General features: G+C 63.3%; 18 protein-coding genes. 6 read left to right on the plus strand and 12 right to left on the minus strand.

Annotation, left to right across the window (positions count from 1 at the left end; all coding sequences use genetic code 11):
- Positions 1-503 precede the first annotated feature (503 nt).
- The 4 genes from KF757_04495 to KF757_04510 all read left to right on the plus strand — a co-directional run bounded on the left by KF757_04495 (position 504) and on the right by KF757_04510 (position 5,603).
- On the plus strand, positions 504-944 hold the full coding sequence (locus tag KF757_04495; protein ID MBX3322230.1) for a DUF1580 domain-containing protein: 441 nt from the start codon (positions 504-506) through the stop codon (positions 942-944).
- 64 nt (positions 945-1,008) lie between these two features.
- Positions 1,009-3,393 carry a hypothetical protein gene (locus tag KF757_04500; GenBank protein MBX3322231.1) on the plus strand — a complete coding sequence of 795 codons (2,385 nt, stop codon included), beginning with the start codon at positions 1,009-1,011 and terminating at the stop codon, positions 3,391-3,393.
- A gap of 324 nt (positions 3,394-3,717) precedes the next feature.
- Entirely contained in the window at positions 3,718-5,046 is a 1,329-nt protein-coding gene (locus KF757_04505; protein MBX3322232.1) for a DNA modification methylase, read from the plus strand.
- A gap of 14 nt (positions 5,047-5,060) precedes the next feature.
- Positions 5,061-5,603, plus strand: a complete 543-nt coding sequence (locus KF757_04510; GenBank protein MBX3322233.1) for a phage terminase small subunit P27 family — start codon at positions 5,061-5,063, stop codon at positions 5,601-5,603.
- A 112-nt stretch (positions 5,604-5,715) separates the two neighbouring features.
- On the opposite strand, the gene KF757_04515 is transcribed toward KF757_04510, so the two are convergent.
- The 10 genes from KF757_04515 to KF757_04560 all read right to left on the minus strand — a co-directional run bounded on the left by KF757_04515 (position 5,716) and on the right by KF757_04560 (position 14,171).
- The gene (locus KF757_04515; GenBank protein MBX3322234.1) at positions 5,716-6,339 is read right to left on the minus strand and encodes a winged helix-turn-helix domain-containing protein; all 624 of its coding nucleotides are present in this window, start codon (positions 6,337-6,339) and stop codon (positions 5,716-5,718) included.
- Positions 6,340-6,429: 90 nt separating this feature from the next.
- On the minus strand, positions 6,430-6,840 hold the full coding sequence (locus KF757_04520) for a hypothetical protein (GenBank protein MBX3322235.1): 411 nt from the start codon (positions 6,838-6,840) through the stop codon (positions 6,430-6,432).
- A gap of 51 nt (positions 6,841-6,891) precedes the next feature.
- Positions 6,892-7,239: a hypothetical protein gene (locus tag KF757_04525; GenBank protein MBX3322236.1), complete on the minus strand. Its 348-nt coding sequence runs from the start codon at positions 7,237-7,239 to the stop codon at positions 6,892-6,894.
- 27 nt (positions 7,240-7,266) lie between these two features.
- A complete protein-coding gene (locus KF757_04530; GenBank protein ID MBX3322237.1) occupies positions 7,267-7,560 on the minus strand; it encodes a hypothetical protein in 294 nt (97 codons plus the stop codon).
- A 277-nt stretch (positions 7,561-7,837) separates the two neighbouring features.
- The gene (locus KF757_04535) at positions 7,838-8,422 is read right to left on the minus strand and encodes a hypothetical protein (GenBank protein ID MBX3322238.1); all 585 of its coding nucleotides are present in this window, start codon (positions 8,420-8,422) and stop codon (positions 7,838-7,840) included.
- Positions 8,419-8,949, minus strand: coding sequence for a hypothetical protein (locus KF757_04540; GenBank protein MBX3322239.1), 531 nt, complete (start codon positions 8,947-8,949; stop codon positions 8,419-8,421). The genes KF757_04535 and KF757_04540 overlap by 4 nt, the downstream gene beginning before the upstream one ends.
- On the minus strand, positions 8,946-9,797 hold the full coding sequence (locus KF757_04545; GenBank protein MBX3322240.1) for a hypothetical protein: 852 nt from the start codon (positions 9,795-9,797) through the stop codon (positions 8,946-8,948). Before KF757_04545 ends, KF757_04540 begins: the two co-directional genes overlap by 4 nt.
- The gene (locus tag KF757_04550) at positions 9,794-10,258 is read right to left on the minus strand and encodes a hypothetical protein (GenBank protein ID MBX3322241.1); all 465 of its coding nucleotides are present in this window, start codon (positions 10,256-10,258) and stop codon (positions 9,794-9,796) included. The genes KF757_04545 and KF757_04550 overlap by 4 nt, the downstream gene beginning before the upstream one ends.
- On the minus strand, positions 10,255-11,844 hold the full coding sequence (locus KF757_04555; protein MBX3322242.1) for a type II/IV secretion system protein: 1,590 nt from the start codon (positions 11,842-11,844) through the stop codon (positions 10,255-10,257). Before KF757_04555 ends, KF757_04550 begins: the two co-directional genes overlap by 4 nt.
- On the minus strand, positions 11,841-14,171 hold the full coding sequence (locus tag KF757_04560; GenBank protein ID MBX3322243.1) for a hypothetical protein: 2,331 nt from the start codon (positions 14,169-14,171) through the stop codon (positions 11,841-11,843). Before KF757_04560 ends, KF757_04555 begins: the two co-directional genes overlap by 4 nt.
- Positions 14,172-14,373: 202 nt before the next feature.
- Between KF757_04560 and KF757_04565 the strand changes: the two genes are divergently transcribed.
- The gene (locus KF757_04565) at positions 14,374-14,739 is read left to right on the plus strand and encodes a winged helix-turn-helix transcriptional regulator (GenBank protein MBX3322244.1); all 366 of its coding nucleotides are present in this window, start codon (positions 14,374-14,376) and stop codon (positions 14,737-14,739) included.
- Here the strand turns inward: KF757_04565 and KF757_04570 are convergent.
- Entirely contained in the window at positions 14,728-15,195 is a 468-nt protein-coding gene (locus tag KF757_04570; protein ID MBX3322245.1) for a hypothetical protein, read from the minus strand. The two genes, KF757_04565 and KF757_04570, sit on opposite strands and share 12 nt — an antisense overlap.
- A 70-nt stretch (positions 15,196-15,265) precedes the next feature.
- The gene (locus KF757_04575) at positions 15,266-16,015 is read right to left on the minus strand and encodes a hypothetical protein (GenBank protein ID MBX3322246.1); all 750 of its coding nucleotides are present in this window, start codon (positions 16,013-16,015) and stop codon (positions 15,266-15,268) included.
- 146 nt (positions 16,016-16,161) lie between these two features.
- Between KF757_04575 and KF757_04580 the strand changes: the two genes are divergently transcribed.
- Positions 16,162-22,485 (plus strand): hypothetical protein, encoded by a 6,324-nt coding sequence (locus tag KF757_04580; protein MBX3322247.1) that lies wholly within the window; start codon positions 16,162-16,164, stop codon positions 22,483-22,485.
- Positions 22,486-22,495 lie beyond the last annotated feature (10 nt).

Genomic DNA, 22,495 nt, shown 5'->3' on the forward strand with positions numbered 1-22,495 from the left:
AGAAATGGCAAACGGGGTCAACCCCAGAGCCCCGGCCGCGGAGGAGCACATCACGCTCGCGCAGGCCGCGAAGCTGGCTCCCGGGCGGCCCTCTTCGAACTGCGTGTGGTGCTGGTGCCGCGAAGGCGTGAAGGCGGCGTCGGGGACGCGGGTGCGGCCACTCCATTGCGAATGCTCAAAACTCTGAGTATCTGCTCTGATCTTAAGAAATCTCCGCACGCTCAAGGCTCAGAAGTGCTGACGTAACACTTGTTGCAGCGCCTTTCCGGTCTGGCGCGTACTTCGCAAGCGGCCGCATGTGCGCAGTTACACATTCTATTGCCGCGAAAAAAACTTTAACTGCATGACTGTTCAAATGCTGTGATATATGCACGAAAACGCCACCTTGAGTGCGGAAATGCCTTGTGAGGTAGTACTCGCGAGCATTTTTTAGTTACATGTCAAATTCCTGAGAGACAATGCACTCCGATTCGAAAAATCGCAATCTACGGAGGATGACCGTTATGTTTGATGAGCCCAGCAGAACCACAAACAACGACATGCCAGCGGACGCGGCTGGCGAGACCAAGTATCTCTCGCTCGCCGAAGCAGCGAAATTCGCGCCGGGCAGACCTACCCCGAATTGTGTCTGGCGCTGGTGCCGAAAGGGTGTGCAGACGCGAGGCGGCGAACGGGTGAGGCTGAAGCATGCTCGCTTCGGCGGCAAGATTTTCACCACCCGCGTGTGGCTTCATTCTTTCGCCGAAGCCTTGGCAGAGCGAGATGCTGAGTATTTCTCGCTTGATGATGAGCGCGTGTTGCCACGCGATCTAGCTCACTTGCGCGAGCATGAAACACACGATGTTGCACCTCCTCGTTCATCACCAAGAAGCAAAGGGCACTTGAATCGGCTGAGCATTGCGCACGAGCATGCCGAGGCCGAGCTGAAAGCGGCGGGAATTTGAGGCGAAAATCTTTGTATCAAGTAACTTGTTGCCGCAGATACGCTGCATATGACTGGAGGCGAGTGTGAGCGATCGGCCTGCCGTTGCCCTTGCCGCCATTCCCGCAGCCCTAAGCGAGCGTGCGCAGTGGGTGTGCTGGAAGTACATCAACCGGGGCGGCAAGCAGACCAAGTGCCCCTTCAGTGCGCGGGGTGGCGGGCGCGCGGATTCGACTGATCCCGCGACCTGGGCGTCGTTCGATGAGGCAGTCGCGGCATGGAAGACGGGCGGGTACGCGGGGATCGGGTACGTCTTTGCAGGAGACGACCCCTTCTGCGGCATCGATCTCGACGACTGCATCGACGAGACCGGGACCATCGTGTCGGCCGCGCGCGAGATCATCGATTCACTGAACTCATACACCGAGGTCTCCCCCAGCGGGCGTGGCGTGAAGGTGTTTCTCGCCGGGCGCAAGCCCGACGGGGTCGGCTGCAAGTCGAAGGCGATCGCCGGGTTCAAGGAAACCGAGGTCTACGACCGGGATCGGTTCTTCACCGTCACCGGGCAGCGGGTGCTTGACACTCCCACCGAGGTCGAGGAGCGGCAGGCTGCACTCGACGCGCTTTGCATGCGGCTGTGGCCCAAGAAGCAGAAGCCGAGCGTGAATGGGACCCTCGTTGCGGCCGGATTCGGGGGCGATGACGAGGCGCTGATCAAGCGGGCCAGCGAGGCGAAGAACGGTGACCGCTTCAATACTTTGTGGGCGGGCGACACGTCGCTGCATGCTGATGATGCCAGCGGCGCGGACCAGGCGCTGTGCAACCTGCTCGCCTTCTGGACCGGCAAGGACGCCGCCCGCATTGATCGGCTGTTTCGACGCTCGGGCCTGTTCCGTGAAAAATGGGACGAGCGGCGCGGTGCGCGGACCTACGGGCAGATGACCATCGAGAGGGCCATCGCGGATTGCCGCGAGACGTACTCGCCGCGCCGCCGCGCTGCGCCGTCGGCGTCCGCCCCTGGCGACCCCGCTCAATCAGAGCCCGACGAAGGCGGCGACCTGCTCGTGCCCCTCGGCCAGCCGGACCCCGCGACCGGCCGCCTCGTGCTTTCACCCCGGCGCACGCTTCCGACCGCCGAGGCCTATGCCCGCGAGTTCAACCAGCACGCCGATGGCCGCACCCTGCATGGGTATGGGGGGCTTCTGATGGAGTGGCGGGGGAATCGCTACTGCCAAGTCGAGGAGGAGTGGCTCAAGCAGCGGCTCCAGCCCTGGCTGCACAAGGCGCTGCGGTACGTGCTCAACAAGCAGACGGGCGAGATGGAGCTCGTGGACTTCGAGTCCAACCCGACGACCGTCAAGCAGGCCCTCGACACGATCCGTTCGTTCGTCCATCTCCCGGCCTCGACGGTCTCTCCATCGTGGCTTGGCGGCGGGACCAACCGACCGCCCGCGCTGGAACTGCTGCCGTGCAAGTCGATGAACCTGCACATCCCGACGGGGCGCATCCTCGCGCCCACTCCCGCGCTGTTCACCATCAACGCGCTCGACTTCGATTACGAGCCCGACCCTGAGCCGCCCGATCGGTGGATCAAGTTTCTCGAGCAGTTGTTCGGCGATGATCTCGAATCTGTGCAACTGCTTCAAGAGTGGATGGGCTACTGCCTCACGGGCGACACCAGCCAACAGAAGATGCTGCTCCTCGTGGGGCCGAGAAGGTCGGGCAAGGGCACGATCGGACGCATCATCACCCGCCTCGTCGGCGCTGGCAACGTCGTCGGGCCCACCACCAGCAGTCTCGCTGGCAATTTTGGTCTGCAGCCTCTCATCGAGAAGTCGCTCGCCATTGTCAGCGATGCCCGCTTCGGCGGCGAGAACGTCGGCACGGTCGTCGAACGCCTGCTGTGCATCTCCGGCGAAGACACACTCACCATCGACCGCAAGTTTCTCGGCTCCGTCAGCATGAAGCTGCCCACAAGGTTTATGTTTTTGACCAACGAACTGCCCCGGCTCAACGACGCCAGCACGGCACTCGCTGGCCGCTTCCTCGTCCTGCGGCTCACACACAGCTTCTACGGCCACGAAGACGTGACGCTCACCGACCAACTGCTTGCTGAACTGCCCGGCATCCTGCACTGGGCGATTGATGGGTGGAAGCGGCTCCATGCACGCGGTCGGTTCATCCAGCCCGCCAGCAGCGAGGATGCAATGCGCGATATCGAGGATCTGGCCTCGCCCGTCGGGGCCTTCATCCGCGACCGCTGTGTTGTCGGCGCCGGTCATCGGGCATGGGTGGATGACCTTTACAGCGCATGGAAGACCTGGTGCGAACAGGACGGGCGCACGGCCGTCAGCACCAAGCAGGCCTTCGGTCGCGATCTCTTGGCCTCAGCCCCCGGCGTGGCCCGCCGGCGCGGCACGGGCATGGTGTCCTTCTACGAGGGAATCGGCCTGGCGGGAGGTGCGCCATGAACCATGCTACTGCTGCGCACTGTCGCAGACTGTCGCGACAGTCCCAATTGCACACAACCTCGTTCCGCGTGCGTGCGCGCGCCCGCGCGCGTGCGTGTATAGGTAACAATTGCAACTGTCGTGACAGTGCGCGACAGTACGCGACAGCTGCGGCCCTCCATATCACCTCAAGCCGAGGGGCAGCCGAGGGGGAGGGGGGGTCAGAAACATTTCGGCTCGCGCGGATACCAACGCGTGGTGCCACGCATTTTTCGTTCAGGGTTTTGTATACGCCCCCCGGGGGGGGCTGGTTCGTGTGGATGGATTCGCACAAGGAGACGTTCAATGACGACGATTCGTGATCGGGTTCGGGAGTTGCGGCGGGTGCGGGCTGGCGATCTGCGGCCTAGCCCGCGCAACTGGCGCACGCACCCCAAGGCGCAGCAGGACGTGCTGCGCGGTGTGCTGGCCGAGATCGGCTACGCTGACGCGCTGCTGTGCCGCGAGTGTGAAGACGGGACGCTCGAGATCGTCGACGGACATCTGCGTGCCGAGACGACGCCGGAAGATGTGGTGCCGGTGCTTGTGCTTGATGTCGACGCGATCGAGGCGGAGAAGCTGCTCGTGACGCTTGATCCGCTGGCAGCGATGGCTTCGGCTGACGCGATGCGTCTCGGCGAGATTCTTGCAGAGCTCAGGTTCGACTCCGACGACGTCAGCACGATGGTGGGCGATCTTGCTCGTCAGCATGGACTGATGCTCGGCGGCGACGTGATCGAGCCGCCGATCCCGCTGCCGCCCGATGATCCGATCACGCGGCCCGGCGACCTGTGGCTGCTCGGCAGACACAGGCTGCTCTGCGGCGACAGCGGCGATGTTGCACCTCTCGATCGCCTGCTCGACGGCGCGGTGATCGATCTGGTCCACATGGATCCGCCGTACAACGTCAAGGTCGAGCCGCGCTCAAACAACGCGATCGCCGCGGGCAACAGCTCGTTCAGCAAGCAGCAGACGCATCACCAGAGCATGGATCTGGCGCGTCATCCCGAGAAGGCCCAGCCGACGACGACGAAGATGCGCGCCAAGGACCGGCCTCTGGCCAACGACTTCGTCACCGACGACGCCTTCGACGCGCTGCTGCTGGCGTGGTTTGCCAACGCGGCGCGGGTGCTCAAGCCCGGCGGGTCGTTCTACGTCTGGGGCGGCTATGCCAATCTCGGCAACTATCCCGGCCCGCTTGAAGCCTGCGGGCTCTACTTCAGCCAGGCCATCGTCTGGGACAAGCTGCACCCGGTGCTGACGCGCAAGGACTTCATGGGCGCGTTCGAGATCTGCTTCTATGGCTGGAAGCAAGGCGCGGGCCACCACTTCTACGGCCCCAACAACGCTGTCGATCTCTGGCACGTCAAGAAGGTCAACCCGCAGAGCATGGTGCACCTGACCGAGAAGCCGGTCGAGCTCGCGGCCCGCGCGATCCAGTATTCATCGCAGCCGGGCGAACACGTACTCGATCTCTTCGGCGGCTCGGGCTCGACGCTGATGGCCTGCGAGCAGCAGGATCGACGCGCCTTCCTGATGGAGCTCGACACGCAGTACTGCGATGTCATCGTGCAGCGCTGGGAGCAGTTCACCGGACGCAAGGCCGAGCGCGTGCCGGTCGGCGGCGACGCGTGATGGAGGAGTGAGCGATGGGAGCACGCGGGCCGCGGCCCACACCGACGCCGATTCTCAAGCTGCGCGGCAGCAGGCTCGCCGATCTCAACCGCAACGAGCCGCAGCCCAGAGAGGGCCTCCCCGATGCGCCGGCCTGGCTCGAGGATGAAGCGCTCGACGTGTGGCACCAGCTCGTGCCGCAGCTCGACGAGATGGGCGTGCTCACCGCGATCGATGGCATGGCGCTGGCGCGCTACTGCACGCTGTGGGTGCAGTGGGTGCGTGCTGCGATGTTTGTGAATCGACATGGCACGACGTACCCGCTCAAAGATGGCAACGGCAACATCAAGTGCTTTGCGCAGTTTCCGGAGGTGGCCATCGTCAACAAGCTGTCGCTGGCGCTGTCAAGGCTCGAAGCGGAGTTTGGCTTGACGCCCAGTGCCCGCACGCGCATCAACGTGCCGATCAGACCGCTGCCGATCGACGCGGCGATGGATGCGTTCTTCAACGGCTCGAACGACTGGATTGAGACGAAGAGAAGGCTGGAGGATCAGGCAGGCGAGACCGATGCAAAGTGACGTGACGTGACGTGAAAGAAAGTGAAGTGAGATAAAGTGAAGTGAAAAGCGTTGAGCAGCACACCACGGCGCGGTGCCGGGGTGTGCTGGGGGCGGCGTGGTCAGGGCTGCTTCAGGTGCGTGCAACAAACAGCCCGCGATCCGTCTTCGTGAAGCGCGATGCAGCGCCTTTGCTCGCGATCTCGCGGATGATCGCGGCGTAGAGCGAAGCGTGCGGCGTCTTGCCCGCGCCCGGTGTCCAGAGCTTCTTCTCGATGGCAGCGTCGACGATCGCCTTGGCCTGCATGGGCGTGCTGGCGTCGGCCAGGACCTCGGCTGCGGCGTCGAGAAGACTCATCCGCTTCACGCTCGGTTCGGCGGACGCCTTCGAGTTGGGCCGGGCAGTGTGGTCGGAGGTTTTCTTCGCATCCTTGGCCCCGTCGTTGGCCCGTGTCGCGTTCCTGGCCTTCGTCGCGTCCTTGCCCAATCGGACCTCGCCGTTGGCCACACGGGCCGCATGTTCCGCGTTGTTGGCGGGCGGAGCAACGCCAGCCTCTTCCGCCTCGATGCGGGCGATGTTGGCCTCCGCGATCGCGATCGCCTCCTTGCGGGTGCGCTCACCCGCAGCCGTGCGCGCGTGCGCGCGGTCGCCAGCCTTCGCAGCAGCCTTCTTGGTGGTCTTGGTGGTTGGCTTTGCTGTAGTCTTCGTCATGGTCTTCGTCTTGGCCTTCGTCGTGGCCTTCTTGATGGTCGGCATGATCAACTCCTTCTGTGGGATTCGCAATCCCGCTGCACACCGCAGCGGGCAATCGCAGCTGGCGCGGTTCCCCGCGACGCCGCGGGGCGCTCACGCGTTGAAATCGGGCACCATCGCATCGGCCAGAAGTCCGACGCGATGCATCAGTTCGAGCAAGCTCGTGGCGCGTCGGTGGGCAGCGTTGCGCTGCTCAACCGCCTTGGCCAGGTCGTGCGTGGCGCTCGCGATCCAGTCCATGCTCACGCAATCGCTGTCGCGCCGCGGATTGAGCGTCGCGCATTCGCGCGCGATGCGCTCGCGGCAGCGCTCGATCTCGCGGTTGGCATGCTCGAAGGCCTTGAGGTCTTCCCAGGCGCTGTAGACCACATGGGTCTTCAACTTGTCCTCAGCCCCGTCGGAAGTGCGCAACGCATTCCGCTCGTCCTTGCTGATCAGGTTGAAGAGTTCGGCGGAGCTGATGGTCCTGGTCGTCGCTGCAGTCTCGGTCGTTGCGTTCGTCATGGTCGTGTCCTTTCTGGTTCCAAAAACAGCGAAGCCCGCAACACGCGGGCTTCAGGTCGTCGTCTTGTTGCTGGGGCTGGCCCCACTCGTCGTGTCTTTCGGCTGACCAACCGCCCGCAGGTAGTCGAGCAGGTCGTCGATCGGCCAGGTGTCGCTGTCGATCGCGTCGTGTTCATCGCTGCATCCGGTTTCATGATCGATCTCGAAGAGCCGGAAGCCGTATGGCGCGCCGGACTTCGTCCCCCACGATCCGTCATCGCGCCGGCCGCGCCCCGCGTGGACCATCGCAATGTTCCAGGACCGTCCATCGGGCGTGCGGACCTCGATCGCCGGGATGGTGAATCCAGCGTGTGCAAGAGTCTCTGCGATGCGGATTGCGCTGGCGGTGATCTCGTTCATGGTCGCTTCTCCGTGCGTGGTTGGTGGTTAGCGCTGCTCGTCGCACGCGTTGGCGTCGTCGAGAAACTCGTTGATCGCGTCGTGGTCCATGCCGCTCAAGGCCGAGACCAGCTCGATGAGCCCCTCGCGAATGCGGCCAAGATCGCCCGCATAGCCCCAGTGCTTCTCAGCAAGCGCAGCCCGCTTGGCGTGGGCTTCAAGCTCCATCTGCAGCACGTCGATCAGGCGCGCGATGTCGCTGCTGCGCTTGGCGTAGGCCTGGCTGGCGGTCTGGTGCATGGTGGTCTGGGTGTTCGTCTTGTCGTTCGTCTTGGTCGTCATGGCCGGTCCCTTTCGTGTCTATGGCGGGGTCGTTCATTCGCCCCGCGTCATGCACATGAAGCCATGGAATCGGCCAGAGTGCAAGGCGATTCTGGCATGAATTCCAGATGTTTTCGAGATTGTGCACAACTCGCGATGCATGTGGGCAACTCAGGCGAGTGGTGTCCGAACAAGGGGCCGAGATCGCGGACCAAGCAGCGTGGGATGATGCGTGATCGCTGCGCCGCGATGCGATGGCCGACTGCGGGATCACACAGCTCAGACAAGCTGCGGCCGGTCAGTTCGGCCTCATCTTGAGCCTTTGCGTGAGTGCCCAGGTTCGCCATTGCTCGCTTTGGCTGCGGAGGGCGATATCGTCGAGGAAGCCTGGGGTGCGGTCGTCGGTGCGACCTGTGCGGAGTTGGAGGCGAGCCAATGCCTGGGTGGTTTCGAGGTGGCCCAGGTAGACGGCCAGTGCGGCGTCGTAGGCGGCGAGGGCTTCGTCGGTGCGACCGGCGCGCTCGAGGACGAGAGCGAGGTTCATGCGCGGGTCGGGATGGCCGGGCATCAACTTGCGTGCCCATTCAAACTCCGAGGCGGCCTCATAGAGCATGCCGCGCGAGAGGTACACGATGCCGAGGTTGTTGTGGGCGGGGCCAAAGTACAGATCGGCAGTGAGTGCCTCGCGCAGAAGTTGCTCGGCCCGCTGCTGGTTTTTCTCCATCTGTTCGATGGCCTGTGCTGTGAGTTTCTGCGCGAGCACAGTGTTGCGGGCCGCTTCAGTCGGTGTTGCATAGGGGCTGTGAGCAGGGCGAGGCTGGGTCGAGCAGCCGCCGCACAGCAACGTGATCAAGACACACCAGAACATCACGTTGTGGATCATCGCTTGATCTCGCTTTCACGCGCGTCGTGCACGGTCATGGTGAGCACTGCCAGCACCGGCAGATCGCCGCCTCGAGCCGCGTCGGATCGCTGCGGCTTCAAATCGATCGCGGTGATGACCCATCGCGGCTCCTCATCGCGCCACAGACTGAGAAAGCGCCCGAGATCTCGCAGAGACGGTGCCTGGAGCGTCAACGTGGCACGGCGTTGGAGAGCCTGGGTCGTGCCGACTGTCTTGAGCACTCGTTCTGATTCCGGCGATACGCTGATGATGGTGCCGCTGGCCAGACCTGCCCGAGCAACGACCGAGGCGATGCGATTGGCCAGAAGGCGATCGGATATCGGTGCCTGCGCATCAGCCTCGGGCAGTGCGTGCAGCGCTTCGACATGTCTGGCAATGTCCTGCATGCGCTCGCTTGTCGCGCTTGCCTGCTCGTGTGCGCTTCGCCAGCGCGGCATGGCGCTGAGCACCATGGCGGCCGATGCCATGATCGACACGGTCCAGATCAGGACAATGCGGCGGGTCATGGGCGAGCCTCCGCGCGGCGAGAGCGGGTGTCGTCGGGCCGCAAGCGCAGAGCGATGCGAGACAGGCCGCGGGCGCTGCTCAGGCGCGGCTCTTCAAGACGCCAGCCTGCGGGGGCTGAGATCGATTCGAGCAGAGTCGCCGGATCGACCGAGGTCGAGACCGCGATCTGGATGTCGGCCTCGGCGACATTGATCGATTCGACAAAGGCATCGGTCGCATCGGGCCAGGCTGAGAGCACCAGCGCCAGCGTCGTCGTAGCATCGGCTGGCAGGGCAAGAGCCGAGGCCAGTTGCTTGCGATCCTGACGCTGAACGAGTTCACGCTCAAGCGCCTTCGCATCGACATTGGCATGCGCGAGCATCTGCTCGATGGCAGCCTGGCCACGGTTGGCGCTGACGTGATGCGCCTGCGCACGCCGCTCGAGCCCGAGTGCCGTCATTGCAGCGCACACAAGCAGCGCTGCGGCGTACACAGCGTGCCCGACGGTGCGCCGGCGCGTGAGGCTGCGCGGTGCATACCGACCGACGAGGAAGTTCAGACGCGATGGATCGAGGTCGCTGTTAAGCCAGTCGGGCAGCGCTGCAGGATGCAGCGAGATGACGTTTCGAGTGGATGGGTCCGACCAGACGTGCCCGATATCTGACGTCGGAGCCGCGCACACAATGGTCTGGCCGCGCCCGTCGCACGCCGCCACCGCATGCAGCGTGTCGGCATCGCACGGGATATCGGCTGCGGCCTCGTGAAGCACTCCGGCGGGCGCAGAGCCGTCCTTGCACCGCACCGGCCACTCGATGACGGACCAGTAGCAGCGGTCCGTGGGCCACACCACATCTCGCTCGCTGCTCATGACCCGCCTCCGAGCAGTGACAAGGCCACCGTGCGCTCAGCGTCGCGCACGACCACCGTGGACGGATCGATCGACTCGATGACGCGGCCTCGCGCCACCTCCTGCCCCACGCCCACCGAAATCATCGCATCGCGGTCAGGGTCATAGAGCACCGCGCGCGGCGAGCCGCCTTCGTAGATGATGGCGATCAGTTGCAGTTTGAGTGGCGGGGGTGGAGGCGGCGGCTTGGGCGCGGCTACCGCGACCGGCGGCGGAGCGACATACCAGATCGGCGCGGCAAAGGCCGCCTGATCGAGTGCTTCGCGCGCTGCGGCGGCGGGCGGCTCGGTCGCCTGCTGCGCGAGCATCTCAAACTCGACGGCTGCAAGTGGCCACAGCGACCAGATCGACACCGCCACGAGCACAACGCCGCACACCGCGACATGTCTCTTCCACCCAGGCGCGATCTCGTGCCGGCTCATGTCGCAAGCTCCTCGCCAGCGTCAATGACACGCGAGAGTTCGGCGGCAGTGGTGAGGCCCGCAGAGACCAGCGACAGGCCGTGCTCGTGCAGCGTGCGCATGCCGCGCGAGCGGGCCAGCGCCAGGATCTCATTGGCCGGGGCACGCTCGCTGATCATCGAACGCAGGGACGCATCGAGCACCAGCAGTTCAAATAATCCGGTTCTGCCCTCAAAGCCTGTTGACAGACAGGCTTCGCAGCCGCGGCCGCCACACGCGCCGTGCACCGTGCGCACCAGACGCTGGGCCAGCACCGCACTGAGCGACGACGAGACCAGAAACGGCTCGACGCCGAGATCGAGCAATCGCGCGATCGCGCTGGCCGAATCACTGGTATGCAGGGTCGAGAGCACCAGATGCCCGGTCAGACTCGCCTGCACCGCAATCCTGGCTGTCTCTTCGTCGCGAATCTCGCCGACCATGATGACATCGGGATCCTGCCGGAGAATGTGACGCAGACCTGTGGCAAACGTAACATTCTTCTTCGGATCGACCTGCGTCTGGCTGATCGCAAGCCCGGCACCCGACAGGTCGTATTCGACAGGGTCTTCGACCGTGACCATGTTGAGTTCGCAGCCGCGCAGCGAGCCGCCGGCGTTGGTCGCGCTGATCCACGCCAGACTCGCATAGAGCGTCGTGGTCTTGCCGCTGCCCGTCGGGCCCGTCGAGAGCACGATGCCGCTGGTGCGCGCGATCTGCGCCAGATACGCACGCTCAAGCGCATCGGGCATGCCCAGCGCAGTAAAACTCGACAAATGCGGCGAGCGCGCCGGATCAAGCAGACGCAGCACCACACGCTCGCCATACACGCTCGGCAAGGTGCTGATGCGCAGGTCCGCCTGCCGACCCGTGGCCGCAGCGTGCCGCCCGCCCGCGCGACCGATCGAGACCGACGCGCGTCCATCCTGCGGCGCCCGGCGCTCGGCCACATCAAGGCCCGCCATCACCTTGATCCGGCTGACCACGCTGGCCGCGACGGATGATGGAAGCTCACGCATCGTGTGCAATGAACCATTGAGCCGGTAGCGCACCAAGGTGCGTTCACGCAGCGGCTGCAGATGCACATCGCTCGCGCCCCGCACCAGCGCTTCAAACAGCACCAGATCGACCAGCCTCACCGCTGGAGCCTTGCCGTGCGTGCTCAGGAGATCGCGCTCGGCCTCACGCACGGCGGCATCAAGATCGCTTGTCACATCGTCGCTGGCCTCGAGGATAATCGCCCGTTCGGCAGCCTGTTCTTCATCGCGCTCCGAGGCGTACGCGCGGTCAATCGCAATGGCGAGATCCTCGACGCCGCACTCGCGCGTGCAGACCTTGCATCCGAGTCTGACGCCGACATTGTGCAGCACGGCCTGTCGCGTACTGCCGGCGAAGAGCAAAAGTTCGACATCGTCCGCCCTGCCCGCACTGAGCACCAGGTGCCGGCGTGCAAACTCGTGATCGATCAAGCGAAGAAACTCATCGCTTGGCCGCGCCGACAAGGCATCGCTGCCGGGTCCACCACCACCCGCCGAAGCCGGCGCGTCGCTGGTCGCTGCCACGCTCACCGGATCACCCTGGGCTCAACCACCGGCCAGCCCGTCTGGAGGTCGAGTTCGTCGGCCCGCCGATCCGACAGATGCCGCAGACTCTCAAGATCGTGTTCACGCATCACGCTCGCGCGGATGAACACATAAAACTTCGATCGGCTGCTCGCACGGCTCCTGCTCTTGAAGGCCTCGCCCACGACCGGGATCCGGCCCAGCAGCGGCACCTGCGTCACGCTCTGCGACTCATCTTCGATCTCGATCCCGCCCACCACCACGGTGTATCCATCGGGGATCGTCGCCACGCTGCTCACCCGGTTCTGCTGTCGCGCCGGAGGCAGCGTCGGCGAAGACGCCGGACCAAGAAAGGCGCTGAGCGACACCGAGTACTCGAGCAGCAGATGATCGCCCTCGGCGATCTGCGGCACAATCGTCACCGTCGTGCCCGCGTCCTGCGTGCCGCCAAACGACGTCGTCGAGACCGTGTTCGACGCATTGACGCTCGCAAACGGCTGTTGCACCACCGAATCGAGCCGCGCCACCTGGTTGTTGCCCACCAGCAGCGTCGGCATACTCACCGAACGCCCGTCCGAGATGCTCTCGATCGCGCGCAGCACAATCGAGAAATCGCCCGGATTCAGAACCACTCCCGTCAAGCCCGTGGCGGACACCGGGCCGTCGAGTTGACCGTTCGTGCGTGTGCCCAGGCCAAACAGCGACGACAGCCGGATGCTCGTCTGGCCTGACATCGCCAGTTGCTCGAGTTCCACGCCAAGATCGCGCGACTGACTTTCGGTCAATGTCACCAGCAGCACATCGAGCATCACCTGCGACTGGCGGACATCTAAGGTGCGCAGCAACATCTCGATCTGAGCGAGCAATCGCGGCTCACCGGCTGCGATGAGGGTGTTGGTATGTTCGTCGGCCGACAACATCACCGCGCTGCCCGCACCTTGCTGCATTGTTCGCCCACTCGAACCTGACGCTGCTCGTGTCGGCGAGACGCCTGCCTCGCCGCCCATCGGCGGAGGCGCGAGCGTCACGCCGTCATCGCGCATCGACGCTTCACGCACGCCGCTTGAGCTTCGTTCTGATTCGGCCGCCGCCGCTTCCAGGATGCCACTGGTCAGCAAGTGCTCCAGAATCGAACGCATCTCCAGCACCGAACGGTTGCGGATGACAAACGTCCGCACCGGGCGACGGGCGGCTGACGGTGCCGAGTCCAGCCGCTCGATCAACGCCGCGATCTGTTCGTGCGATGCCGGTGTGGTTGTTATAACCAGGCTGCCTGTGATCTCATTGATCACCATCCGCCAGCGGTCATCCGTCGGCTGACGTACCGTCTGCTCGATCAGCGATGCAATATCACGCGGCGCGAAATGCAAAGGTGTATAACCCACCGTATCGAGCCGCTCACGAGAATCAAGATCGGTCACGAGCAAGCGAAGAGAATTAAGATCGTCTTCGGTCGCGATCAGCAGCACCGAACGAGGATCGGCCGCCGCCACCACCTCGCCTTTCATCTTCTGGCCGGTTGCAAGTTCCCGCTTGGCCGCCACCTGCATTACAATCGCCGCCATCTGCACGCCCGAGAGGTTGGAGAGCGCCACTTCCTCGACCCGCGCCGACGCAAACGGAACATCCGCCCTCGCCGCAATTTCTAACATCTGCACCAGCCGCGACGAGAGATCGCTCACCACCACCATGCTCTCGCCCACCGCCTGCACGCTGCCGCCGGGCTTGGAACTCAGACGAGTCAATGTCTCAACAACCTCGCGCGCCGGACGATGCCGCAGCCCGAACCCGATCGAGCGAAACCCCGGCTCGGGGCTGAACGCCGAGCGCGGGGAAGTCTGAGCACCCGCAGGAACATCTGGCTGCCCATCGAGCAGAACTCCAGCTCCTTCGTTTTCCTTCGCGTTCCGTTCCCTTGCGTGGTCATCGTTCGCGTCGCGGCCCCCTGCAAGCCCCTCGCCCACAGGCAAAAACGCGGCCGCAGCATGGGCCGACGCCATCGCTGCACGCACATCATCAAAAGTCTCAAGCGGCGCAAAGCCCGCCGCATCCGCAAGCCGCACCACGCTGTACGTCCTCTCACCCGTCAGACGCACCGTGGTCAAACCCCGCGATGTAAGAACGCGATTCATCAGCGCCCAGAGTTCGCGATCGTCAACCCCAGTTTCAAAACGTAACGTCGCCGACCCACGCACCACCGACGCATCATACTCAATATTCACCCCCGCCCGAGCACCCGCAAGATCCACCAGCCGAGCAACATCCACCTGACCGGCAGGAAGAGTCTGAGTAGGCTGGGCAAAAGCAGGGCCCGTCGCCAACAGGCAGACCAAGCTCCACCTGAGCCATGATCGGATGCGATGCCGAGGAGAATGGCTGACCGTGCTCATACAGCATCTTTCTTAGGCCAACTGGCCATACATCCCCATATGTGGTGGCCAAGGCGACGAATTACTGGGTGGGAAAGGAATAATACTTGCATCTTTCCTCCAATCACGGGTATAACCGAAGATCATGCAACCGGTTGAAGATCCAATGCAGCTTCGTGCAATCCAGTATAGATCCATTGCCAAGCTGCACATGTGCGTCGGATGTGAGTCCAAGATCGAAATTCTTCGAGTCCTCGCCCTCGAGCCCTGTAATGTCAAGAGTCTTTCGGATACTCTTGCCCTGAGCCAGTCTTCCATCAGCCATCATCTCGCTGCCATGCGCAACTGCCATCTGGTTCTCTCCGTGCGCCGAAGTCAGATCAGTGTGTACCGGCTGAGTCCTCTGGTCTCTGTTGTGGAACACCCAGACTGCGTGAGTGTGGAAGTGCGCTGCGAAATCGATGATTCATCGGTTCGGGTCACTGTCCCGGTTCGACACACGCTTGTGCATGCTCAGGGTTCAGTATTGTGATTCCTCCAGAGCCAGATCGTTGTCTCCCGGTGCGTGCTCTGTGAGATCACCACTGGGCCACCGGACGCGTACCAGCGTGCGTTGCCCAGCAGAATCGGTGATGATCGATTCGATCATGCCGAGATCGTGCTTCTCGATGCGGCAACCTTCAACCAGATCGGCATTGATCAGCCGCACTCGCTGGCCTTCGACCAGATCGAGCCACACGGTCGCTGCGTGCGGACCTCTGGGATAATCCAGACACTGCTCAAGGATGGCAACCGCTCCGCTGGCCTCGACAGATTGGCGTGCGTGCCGCTGATCCCGTTCACCGAGCGTCAGGAACGATTGAATTGCATCATGGGTGCGTGCAGCTGCGTCGTAGTGATCACCAAATCTCCAGCCGCCTGAGCGCATGCGTAACACCCAAAGTTCGTGAGCCGCGAGTGCGATGTGGTCGAGCACGATGGAGTTCATGATAAGGCCTGTTTCGTTGCTCCACGGTACGGGAGGCGCCGTTGATCGGGCCGCGGGCGTGCCAGCCGCATTACGGAGCGAGCGCGGTATGGAATGCAGCCTTCACTCCATCGAGGTGGGCATTGAGAAACGCCGCAGCCTGCGCGACCTCGGTGCGGCTGTTTTCCGAAGCAATCAGGTTCGTGCACGCTGAATCCGGTTCCAACTCACGCTGAGCGCAGGCACGGACCTGCGACAACGCATCGCGGAGTGCTACCCATGCCGATTCCGATCGTTCTGCGGCCGAGTACTGAACTGGCAGGCCCCAGCGGCGAGCAGACGTAATCCGCTGGATGCTGTTGACGACCGGCGACGAAAGATGCGACGTTGCCGCGGAGAAAATCCCGGCATGCGCGGCGGCGATCTGGGATTCGAGGGCTGCTGCCGATGTCCGGGCCTGTGACAGCGCGCTGGCCGCTCCTTCGGGCGCGGTCCCTGACCGCAGCGCACGCTCGAGCGCCGCGATCTGCCTGCGAGCGGCTGCGAACTCCACCTGGGCGAGCAGCAGTTCATCATGCACTTCTGCCAGCGCTTCACCGGCCTCCTGCATCAGGGTGGCGACCTGATTTGGCTGCACACCGGCAGCTGCCAAGTTTTCAGGTTCCAGTCCCAGGCGATGGAGCAGCACGCCCAGGTCTGATGTCGAAGGCTCGGACGAGGCCATCCCTCGCGGAATCGCCAGTGCCGAAAGGATGACCAGCAGCGACAGCGTCAGCGAGCCGATAGTCAATGAGAGAATGTTGCCGGGCTTGGACAGAGCCGATCGAATCAATGGTGCCATGGTGGCGGCCTCCAGATGGGTTCATTGAACGAAGTAGACCAGATCGAAGACTGCTTGTCCAATGTATGAACCATGATTCATCATTCATATGCTTGCGTCGGGGCACTCGAATCGTCAGGATGGGCAAGCCGAATGGCTGGAGGTCCATGATGTCCATGATTCTTCGAGTGCTCTCCGCGTCCTGTATTGCCATCGCTGTTCCGACTTCGCTTGCCGAGGACATCCTCCACATTCACGACGACAGCCTGACGGCGTATCTCGCAGGCCCCACTGCGGTGCAGGGCTTCCAGCCGACCGCTCTCCAGAGGGCTGTCAACATTGATGGAACGCAGAGGCGACCGGTGCCGTTTGGCCTGATGCTGGCCGCCAACCCCTCGGATCCGGGCACGATGTCAACGCAGGTTGCAGGCGTTGAAGCCGCGACAGGTGAAGTCTTCCTGTACGACACGCACATCGCCTTGCCGAGCCATGGAGTAACGTGGACCGTCGGGATCACGCTCAACCAGATGCAGGGCGCGGACGTAGAAGGCTATCAGGGCAGGAACTGGTTCCAGATCAGCCAGCCGGAACTGGTCTTCGTCGGGGACCCGAATGATCCTGAGCCGGACGATATGGTGTACATCGTCTTCGGCAGCAGCTATGTCGAGTACAGTCGGTTTGACTCGTCGGACGTTTTTCGAGGCGTGAACGGAGTGGCGGGTGCCGTCGAGCATGTCGCCGACGGAACAAGTGAGCCGGACCTGTACATCCTGCGTGACGCCCGCGGGACCAAGGCGGTGTTCTTCGGCTTTGACGGCGATGCTGGCAACGCCGAAGGCCAGCTGTGGTTCATCGAAGATCCGGCAGGCAACAAGGCCTATGTGGGCGACGCCACGACGGCTTCGACGGCGATCACGAACGGCTACGACGCCGAAGGTCGAATGGTCTACGCCTATGACGCAAGTGGAAGGCGATACCACTATGAATACGACTTCGTTGACAGGCTCGAAAGCGTGACCGCAGCCGTCAAGTCGGGCAGTAATTGGCTAGATCCAACTACCGTTGCCCGCGTCGACTACAACTACTACGAAGAGGGCGATCCGGTCGAGGAACTCGTCCATGGCAACCCCGGGAGCCTGCAGGAAGTCACGATCACGACGCCCCTGAGCGGCCCGGACATCGTGGTCACGAAGCACTATCGCTACTGGCTTAACACCGAATCGGCTGTTGATGATGCCCTCAAGTACATCGTTGACGCCGAGGGGGTCCGCACACTCGAGATCATTCAGACCGATCCGTTTACCGGCGAGTACCTCGCAGCCCCAGACGATTTAACGTTTACCAAGCACGTCTCTCATTCATACAACTACGACACCGGCCGCCGGGTGACCTCGACATGGCAGAACGGCGAATGCGGCTGCTCAGGTCCCGCCAACGGCATCCATGCCATTGCGTACTCGACCAACGGCGGCTGGTCGGCCAGCACCGGCTATACCTCGGGCTGGAAACACCGCACGACCGTGGCACGCCCCGACGGTTCGTATGAGATTGTCTACACCGACGAACTCGGCCAAGTGATTGCACGGGTCATCAGTGATGCGGATCCGGGCACCGCGAGCAACTTCTGGGTGACCGGTGTCGAGCGTGACGCCGCGGGCCGGGTCATCGAGATCCGTCCTCCAGCTTCGAGCACGGGCTATACCTATTCGACGAACACATTCACATGGAGCACATCGGCCGGCTTGATCCGAGTGTTCGGGCGCGAGACGTCGGGCAACCTGACGGGCCTTGTCCGGCAGACCGGCTGGAAGATCGGCACGTCGGGCACGACCTCCCTCGTGTCTTCGCAGGGGTACATGTACACGCACTCCTCGATCGACTATGGCCCGCCCGTTCTGAGTGTGGGGGATTACGACATTCTGCGGCCGATGGTCCGCTGGAACTGGACCTACGCCGACTCGAATGTGACCACGGCCAAGGCCTGGAATGACGCCACCACCACGACCGCTTCGCGCACGCTGATGGAATACACATTCCACTCGGGCGATGCCGCACTGATGCCCGAGACTCTGACCACCACCATGCCTCCGGTCAGCACCGGCAACAACGGGTCGAACTCGAGCAACGTGGTCAGTGAGTTTCGTGATGAAGCCGGCCGGCGCGTCTGGCAGAAAACCGCGTCCGGGAAGATCAACTACTGGAAGTACGTCGATGGTCGTCTGGCAACGCAGGTGCAGGATGCCGATACCGGAAAGCCACTCTTTAGCGGCATGACCATACCTTCCGGCTTTGACAGTGACGGCAGCGACGACGAGTTCCACCGCGTCACGTCCTACGCCGGCAGCGATACGCCCGGCGGCTCATCGACCGGCCCCGACGGCCACACCTCCGAGACCTTCGTCACCGTGCTGGCCGACCGCCGCATCGTCCGGCTGGGCATCCCCAAGAAGGTCGCCGGCTCGCCTGATACCTACCACGGCCCCGTCTCCTATACCGTCACCAACCACGCCGGCCAGACCGAGTTCTCGGGCTCGATCGTCTTCTCCGGCGGCTCGACGACCGGCGCACCGGACACATGGATCGACGATGAGGAAGATGAGCCCTTCGACGCCGTCTTGGTCGGCACGCTCTTCGCCGTCTCGACCAACCTCTACAACGAGACCGGCGGCACGCTGCTCGAGTCGCACACCTACCACGATCTCTCGACGCCGCCCGCCTACGACTCCACGTTCTACCTCTACGACACCATGGGCCGTCGCGTCGCGGTCAAGGACCCGACCGGCACTATTTCCCACACCACTTACGACGCCATCGGACGCCCGAGCGCCTCCTTCATCGGCACCAACGACCATGACCACCCGGGGGTGCCTTTCGCGGTCGAGTTTGAGACCGAGGGCGACTCGGACATGGTCATGACCTCCGAGACCATCTACGACGCGGGTGCCGCGGGCGGCAACAGCCTCGTCACCAAAACCACAGCCTTCGTCCAGGATTCGGGCACCGACAAGCGTGAAACCACGTACGCCTACGACGCGCGCCATCGCCGCATCCTCACCGTCAACCCACAGGCTCCGCACTCGGTCGTCAAGCTCGACAACCTCGGCCGCACGCTCGCCGTCGGTCTCTACACCTCTTCCTCGGGCCTCTCGGCTGCGACGGATCCGACCTCGCACACGACCAGCCGCACGGCCCTGTCCGAGACCTTCCACGACGAGCTCGGCCGCACCTGGCGCAGCCGCCAGCACAAGATCACGCAGTCGGGCGAGTACACCGGCGACAGCGCCGACACGCTCGATGCCGACACCTGGTACGACGCCGAGGGCCGCACCGCCAAGCATCAGGGCCACCAGCTGACCAAGACCGCCTACGACCGCATCGGCCGCGCGACGCACTCGTTCGTCCTCGCCGCCGTCAACGATTCGTCCTACGCCGACGCCCTCACCATCACCGGCGACATCGTGGTCGAGCAGTCGCAGACCGCGTACGCAAGCGACATATCCGATCTCGTGCTCATGAGCGTCGCTGTCAGCCGTCTGCACGACGACTACGGCTCGGGCGAGACCACCGGCTCGCTCAACACCACCGCCGAGGCGCTCGAGGTCGAAGCGGCCAGTCTCGAAGGCCGCGCCTCCATCACCGCCTACTGGTACGACGACCGCGACCGCCTCGTCACCACCGCCCACTACGGCGACAACGGCGGCAACGACTTTGACCGCGACGCACTCTCCGAACCCGCCTACTCCGACGCTTCGCGCATCGTCACCAAGGTCGTCTACGCCGACAACGGCCTCCAGTTCGAATCCATCGACCCCGCGGGCATCGTCACGCGCACGCTCTACGACGACGCCGGCCGCACCATCGCATCCATCGCCAACTACACCGGCGGCTCGACCACAAGCCCTGTGCGCGACCACGACCTCTACACCCGCTACACCTACCAGAACGGCCTGCAATCCACCATCTGGGTCGATCTCAACGGCGACGGTGACAACGACATCGGCGACGACCAGGTCACCCGCTACATCTACGGCGTGCGCAAGGGCACCGACCCGCACGAGTCACGCCTCAGCCACAACGGCCTGCTCCGCGCCGTCATCTACCCCGATTCGACCAACGAGGCCGAAGACGCGACCGACATCGACACCGACGATGACGACGTGGTGACGTATTCGTACAACGCGCAGGGCCAGCCGATCCGCACACGCGACCAGGCCGGCAACGTCATCGAAACCGACTACGACACCGCGGGTCGCGAGACGCACCGGCGCGCCACCGATGTCGCGGACGATTTCGACGAGATCGTGCTCCGCATCAGCACCACCTACCTCCCCCGCGGCCTTGTGGAAAAAGTCACGCAGTACAACGACGCCTCCCCAGGATCGGGGAGTGTCCTCGATGAAGTTCTGTATGACTACGATGATTGGGGCATGGTCGGGTCAATCACCCAGGATCACGACAGCGCCGTCGCCAGCGGCGGGACGCAGTACACCGTGTCCTATACCTACACCAAGCTCGCCCAGTCCGGCGGGCGGCGGGCCGTCAATCTCCTCTCGATGACCCTGCCCGATTCGACGGTCGTGCTGTACGAATGCCTGAGCAATGCCTTCGGCCTCGGCGGCGACAGCAAGCTCGGCCGCGTCACGCGCGTCAAGGTCGGCGCCACCTACGTCGCCGAATATGAATACCTCGGCCTGAACCGCGTCGTGCGGACCGAACTGCTCCAGCCCGAGTATTACAAGACGCTCGCCGCGAGCAGCGCCTACGACCGGCTCGACCGCTTCGGCCGCGTCACGCGCGATGTCTGGACAGCCGATCGCACCACCGACATCGACCTGGTCGATTTCGCCATCACCTACGACGAGCGCAGCAACATTACCTCGGTGCAGGACCACGTCCATCCGACGATGGGCCACGCCTACCAGATGGACGACCTCTCTCGGTTGGTTGACGCCCAGCGCGGCGTGGTGGCGTCGGGCAGCATCACGACGCCGAACTGGATCGAGCAGTGGGACCTGGGCGTGACCGGCACCTGGAACGGGCACCGCCTCGACCTCGACGGCGACAGCGACTACTCCGAACCTGACGAGATCGACGCGAGCAACACCTTCACGCTGGCCAACGCCTGGCTCGAGCGCGACATCGCGGGCAAGAGCAAGATCGACCTCGCCCACGACCCCGTCGGTAACCTAACAAACGACGGCCAGCACTACAAGTATGTCTACGACCCCTTCGGCAGGCTGCGGATGGTGCTCGATCAGAGCGATGACCTCGTGGCTGAGTACCGCTACAACGGCCTCAACCAGCGGATCACCGCCCACTTCGATACGAATGGCGTGGATGGTGTCACCGGTGCCGACGTGGTGAGCCATTTCGCCTACGACTCCCGCTGGCGGATCGTCGCGCGCTACGAAGACACGAACAGCGACCCAACGGAGCAGTTTGTGTTTCACAACGCGGGCCTTGCTTCGACCGGCTCGGGCAGTTATATTGATGCGGTGATGCTCCGCGACCGCGACACGACGGCCAACGGCACGCTCGACGAGCGCGTCTACTACCTCCACAACTGGCGCAGCGATATCGTCGCCCTGATTTCGCACGCGGGCAGCCAGATCGAGCAGGTGCGGTATGAGCCGTATGGCACGCCGTTCGGCATCCCGGCGGGTGATATTGATGCTGATGGCAAGGTGACACAGGATGATATCGATCAGGCGACAGCATGGTACTCCGGCTCGGCGTACGATGTCCGCGCCGACCTGGACATGAACGGCTCGGTGAACCTCTCTGATATTACATATATTGCCGGCAACAAGGTCCTCAATCACGAGACCGGCCGCGGCGTGCTGAGCCTTGAACACATCGCCAGCCGCAAGGGCTACGCAGGCTACGAAAGCCTGGCAGAACTCGAAGCCAGCGGGGTGAAGTGGGATGTGAGGAACAGAGTCCTGCTGTCGGAGATCGGAAGTTGGAATCGAAGGGATCCGCTGGGGTATGTCGATGGGATGAATCTGTATGAATATGTAATGTTGATGCCGATTGTTCACGTCGATTCGGACGGCCAGAAGTGTGGAACAGTTTGGCAGAGGCTGGCATGCACTGGCCTCGTCATTGCGGCATCGGCCGAGCTGACGGCCTGCATGTTGCTGGTCGCCAGTTGTGTGTCGGGCAATCTCGCAGCATGCCCAGCGGCAGTTCCGGTCTGCTGCTCTGCCGTTGCATCCCTATTGGAAGCCCTCAACTACTGTCGAGCCAAATGCAGTCCCAATGGCCCTCTTTTTAGTCCGTCAGCCAACTCCATCATTCTCACCGTTCTCGGAATTTGCTCAAAACTTAGTGGATGGAGGAGCATTGTGGATCTCATTCGCCGGGGGATCCCCGGTGTCGCTGTCGCAATGTTTTATCTTGATGAGGAGGATGATCAGCATGCATTCGGCGGAACATTTGTCACACATGTGTTTGCCCCCCGTCCGCTGGGCCCATTGCATGAAAATTGAGGATTTGTCA

This window comes from Phycisphaeraceae bacterium (assembly GCA_019636795.1).
Lineage (GTDB): Bacteria > Planctomycetota > Phycisphaerae > Phycisphaerales > UBA1924 > JAHBWW01.

Excerpts from the sequence above, each read along its gene's own strand:
- KF757_04565 (MBX3322244.1), top strand. The coding sequence starts at position 14,374 with ATGCAGCTTCGTGCAATCCAGTATAGATCCATTGCCAAGCTGCACATG.
- KF757_04525 (MBX3322236.1), bottom strand. The coding sequence starts at position 7,239 with ATGAACGAGATCACCGCCAGCGCAATCCGCATCGCAGAGACTCTTGCA.
- KF757_04520 (MBX3322235.1), bottom strand. The coding sequence starts at position 6,840 with ATGACGAACGCAACGACCGAGACTGCAGCGACGACCAGGACCATCAGC.
- KF757_04530 (MBX3322237.1), bottom strand. The coding sequence starts at position 7,560 with ATGACGACCAAGACGAACGACAAGACGAACACCCAGACCACCATGCAC.
- KF757_04495 (MBX3322230.1), top strand. The coding sequence starts at position 504 with ATGTTTGATGAGCCCAGCAGAACCACAAACAACGACATGCCAGCGGAC.
- KF757_04550 (MBX3322241.1), bottom strand. The coding sequence starts at position 10,258 with ATGAGCCGGCACGAGATCGCGCCTGGGTGGAAGAGACATGTCGCGGTG.
- KF757_04545 (MBX3322240.1), bottom strand. The coding sequence starts at position 9,797 with ATGAGCAGCGAGCGAGATGTGGTGTGGCCCACGGACCGCTGCTACTGG.
- KF757_04505 (MBX3322232.1), top strand. The coding sequence starts at position 3,718 with ATGACGACGATTCGTGATCGGGTTCGGGAGTTGCGGCGGGTGCGGGCT.
- KF757_04575 (MBX3322246.1), bottom strand. The coding sequence starts at position 16,015 with ATGGCACCATTGATTCGATCGGCTCTGTCCAAGCCCGGCAACATTCTC.
- KF757_04570 (MBX3322245.1), bottom strand. The coding sequence starts at position 15,195 with ATGAACTCCATCGTGCTCGACCACATCGCACTCGCGGCTCACGAACTT.
- KF757_04515 (MBX3322234.1), bottom strand. The coding sequence starts at position 6,339 with ATGCCGACCATCAAGAAGGCCACGACGAAGGCCAAGACGAAGACCATG.
- KF757_04540 (MBX3322239.1), bottom strand. The coding sequence starts at position 8,949 with ATGACCCGCCGCATTGTCCTGATCTGGACCGTGTCGATCATGGCATCG.
- KF757_04510 (MBX3322233.1), top strand. The coding sequence starts at position 5,061 with ATGGGAGCACGCGGGCCGCGGCCCACACCGACGCCGATTCTCAAGCTG.
- KF757_04535 (MBX3322238.1), bottom strand. The coding sequence starts at position 8,422 with ATGATCCACAACGTGATGTTCTGGTGTGTCTTGATCACGTTGCTGTGC.
- KF757_04580 (MBX3322247.1), top strand. The coding sequence starts at position 16,162 with ATGATGTCCATGATTCTTCGAGTGCTCTCCGCGTCCTGTATTGCCATC.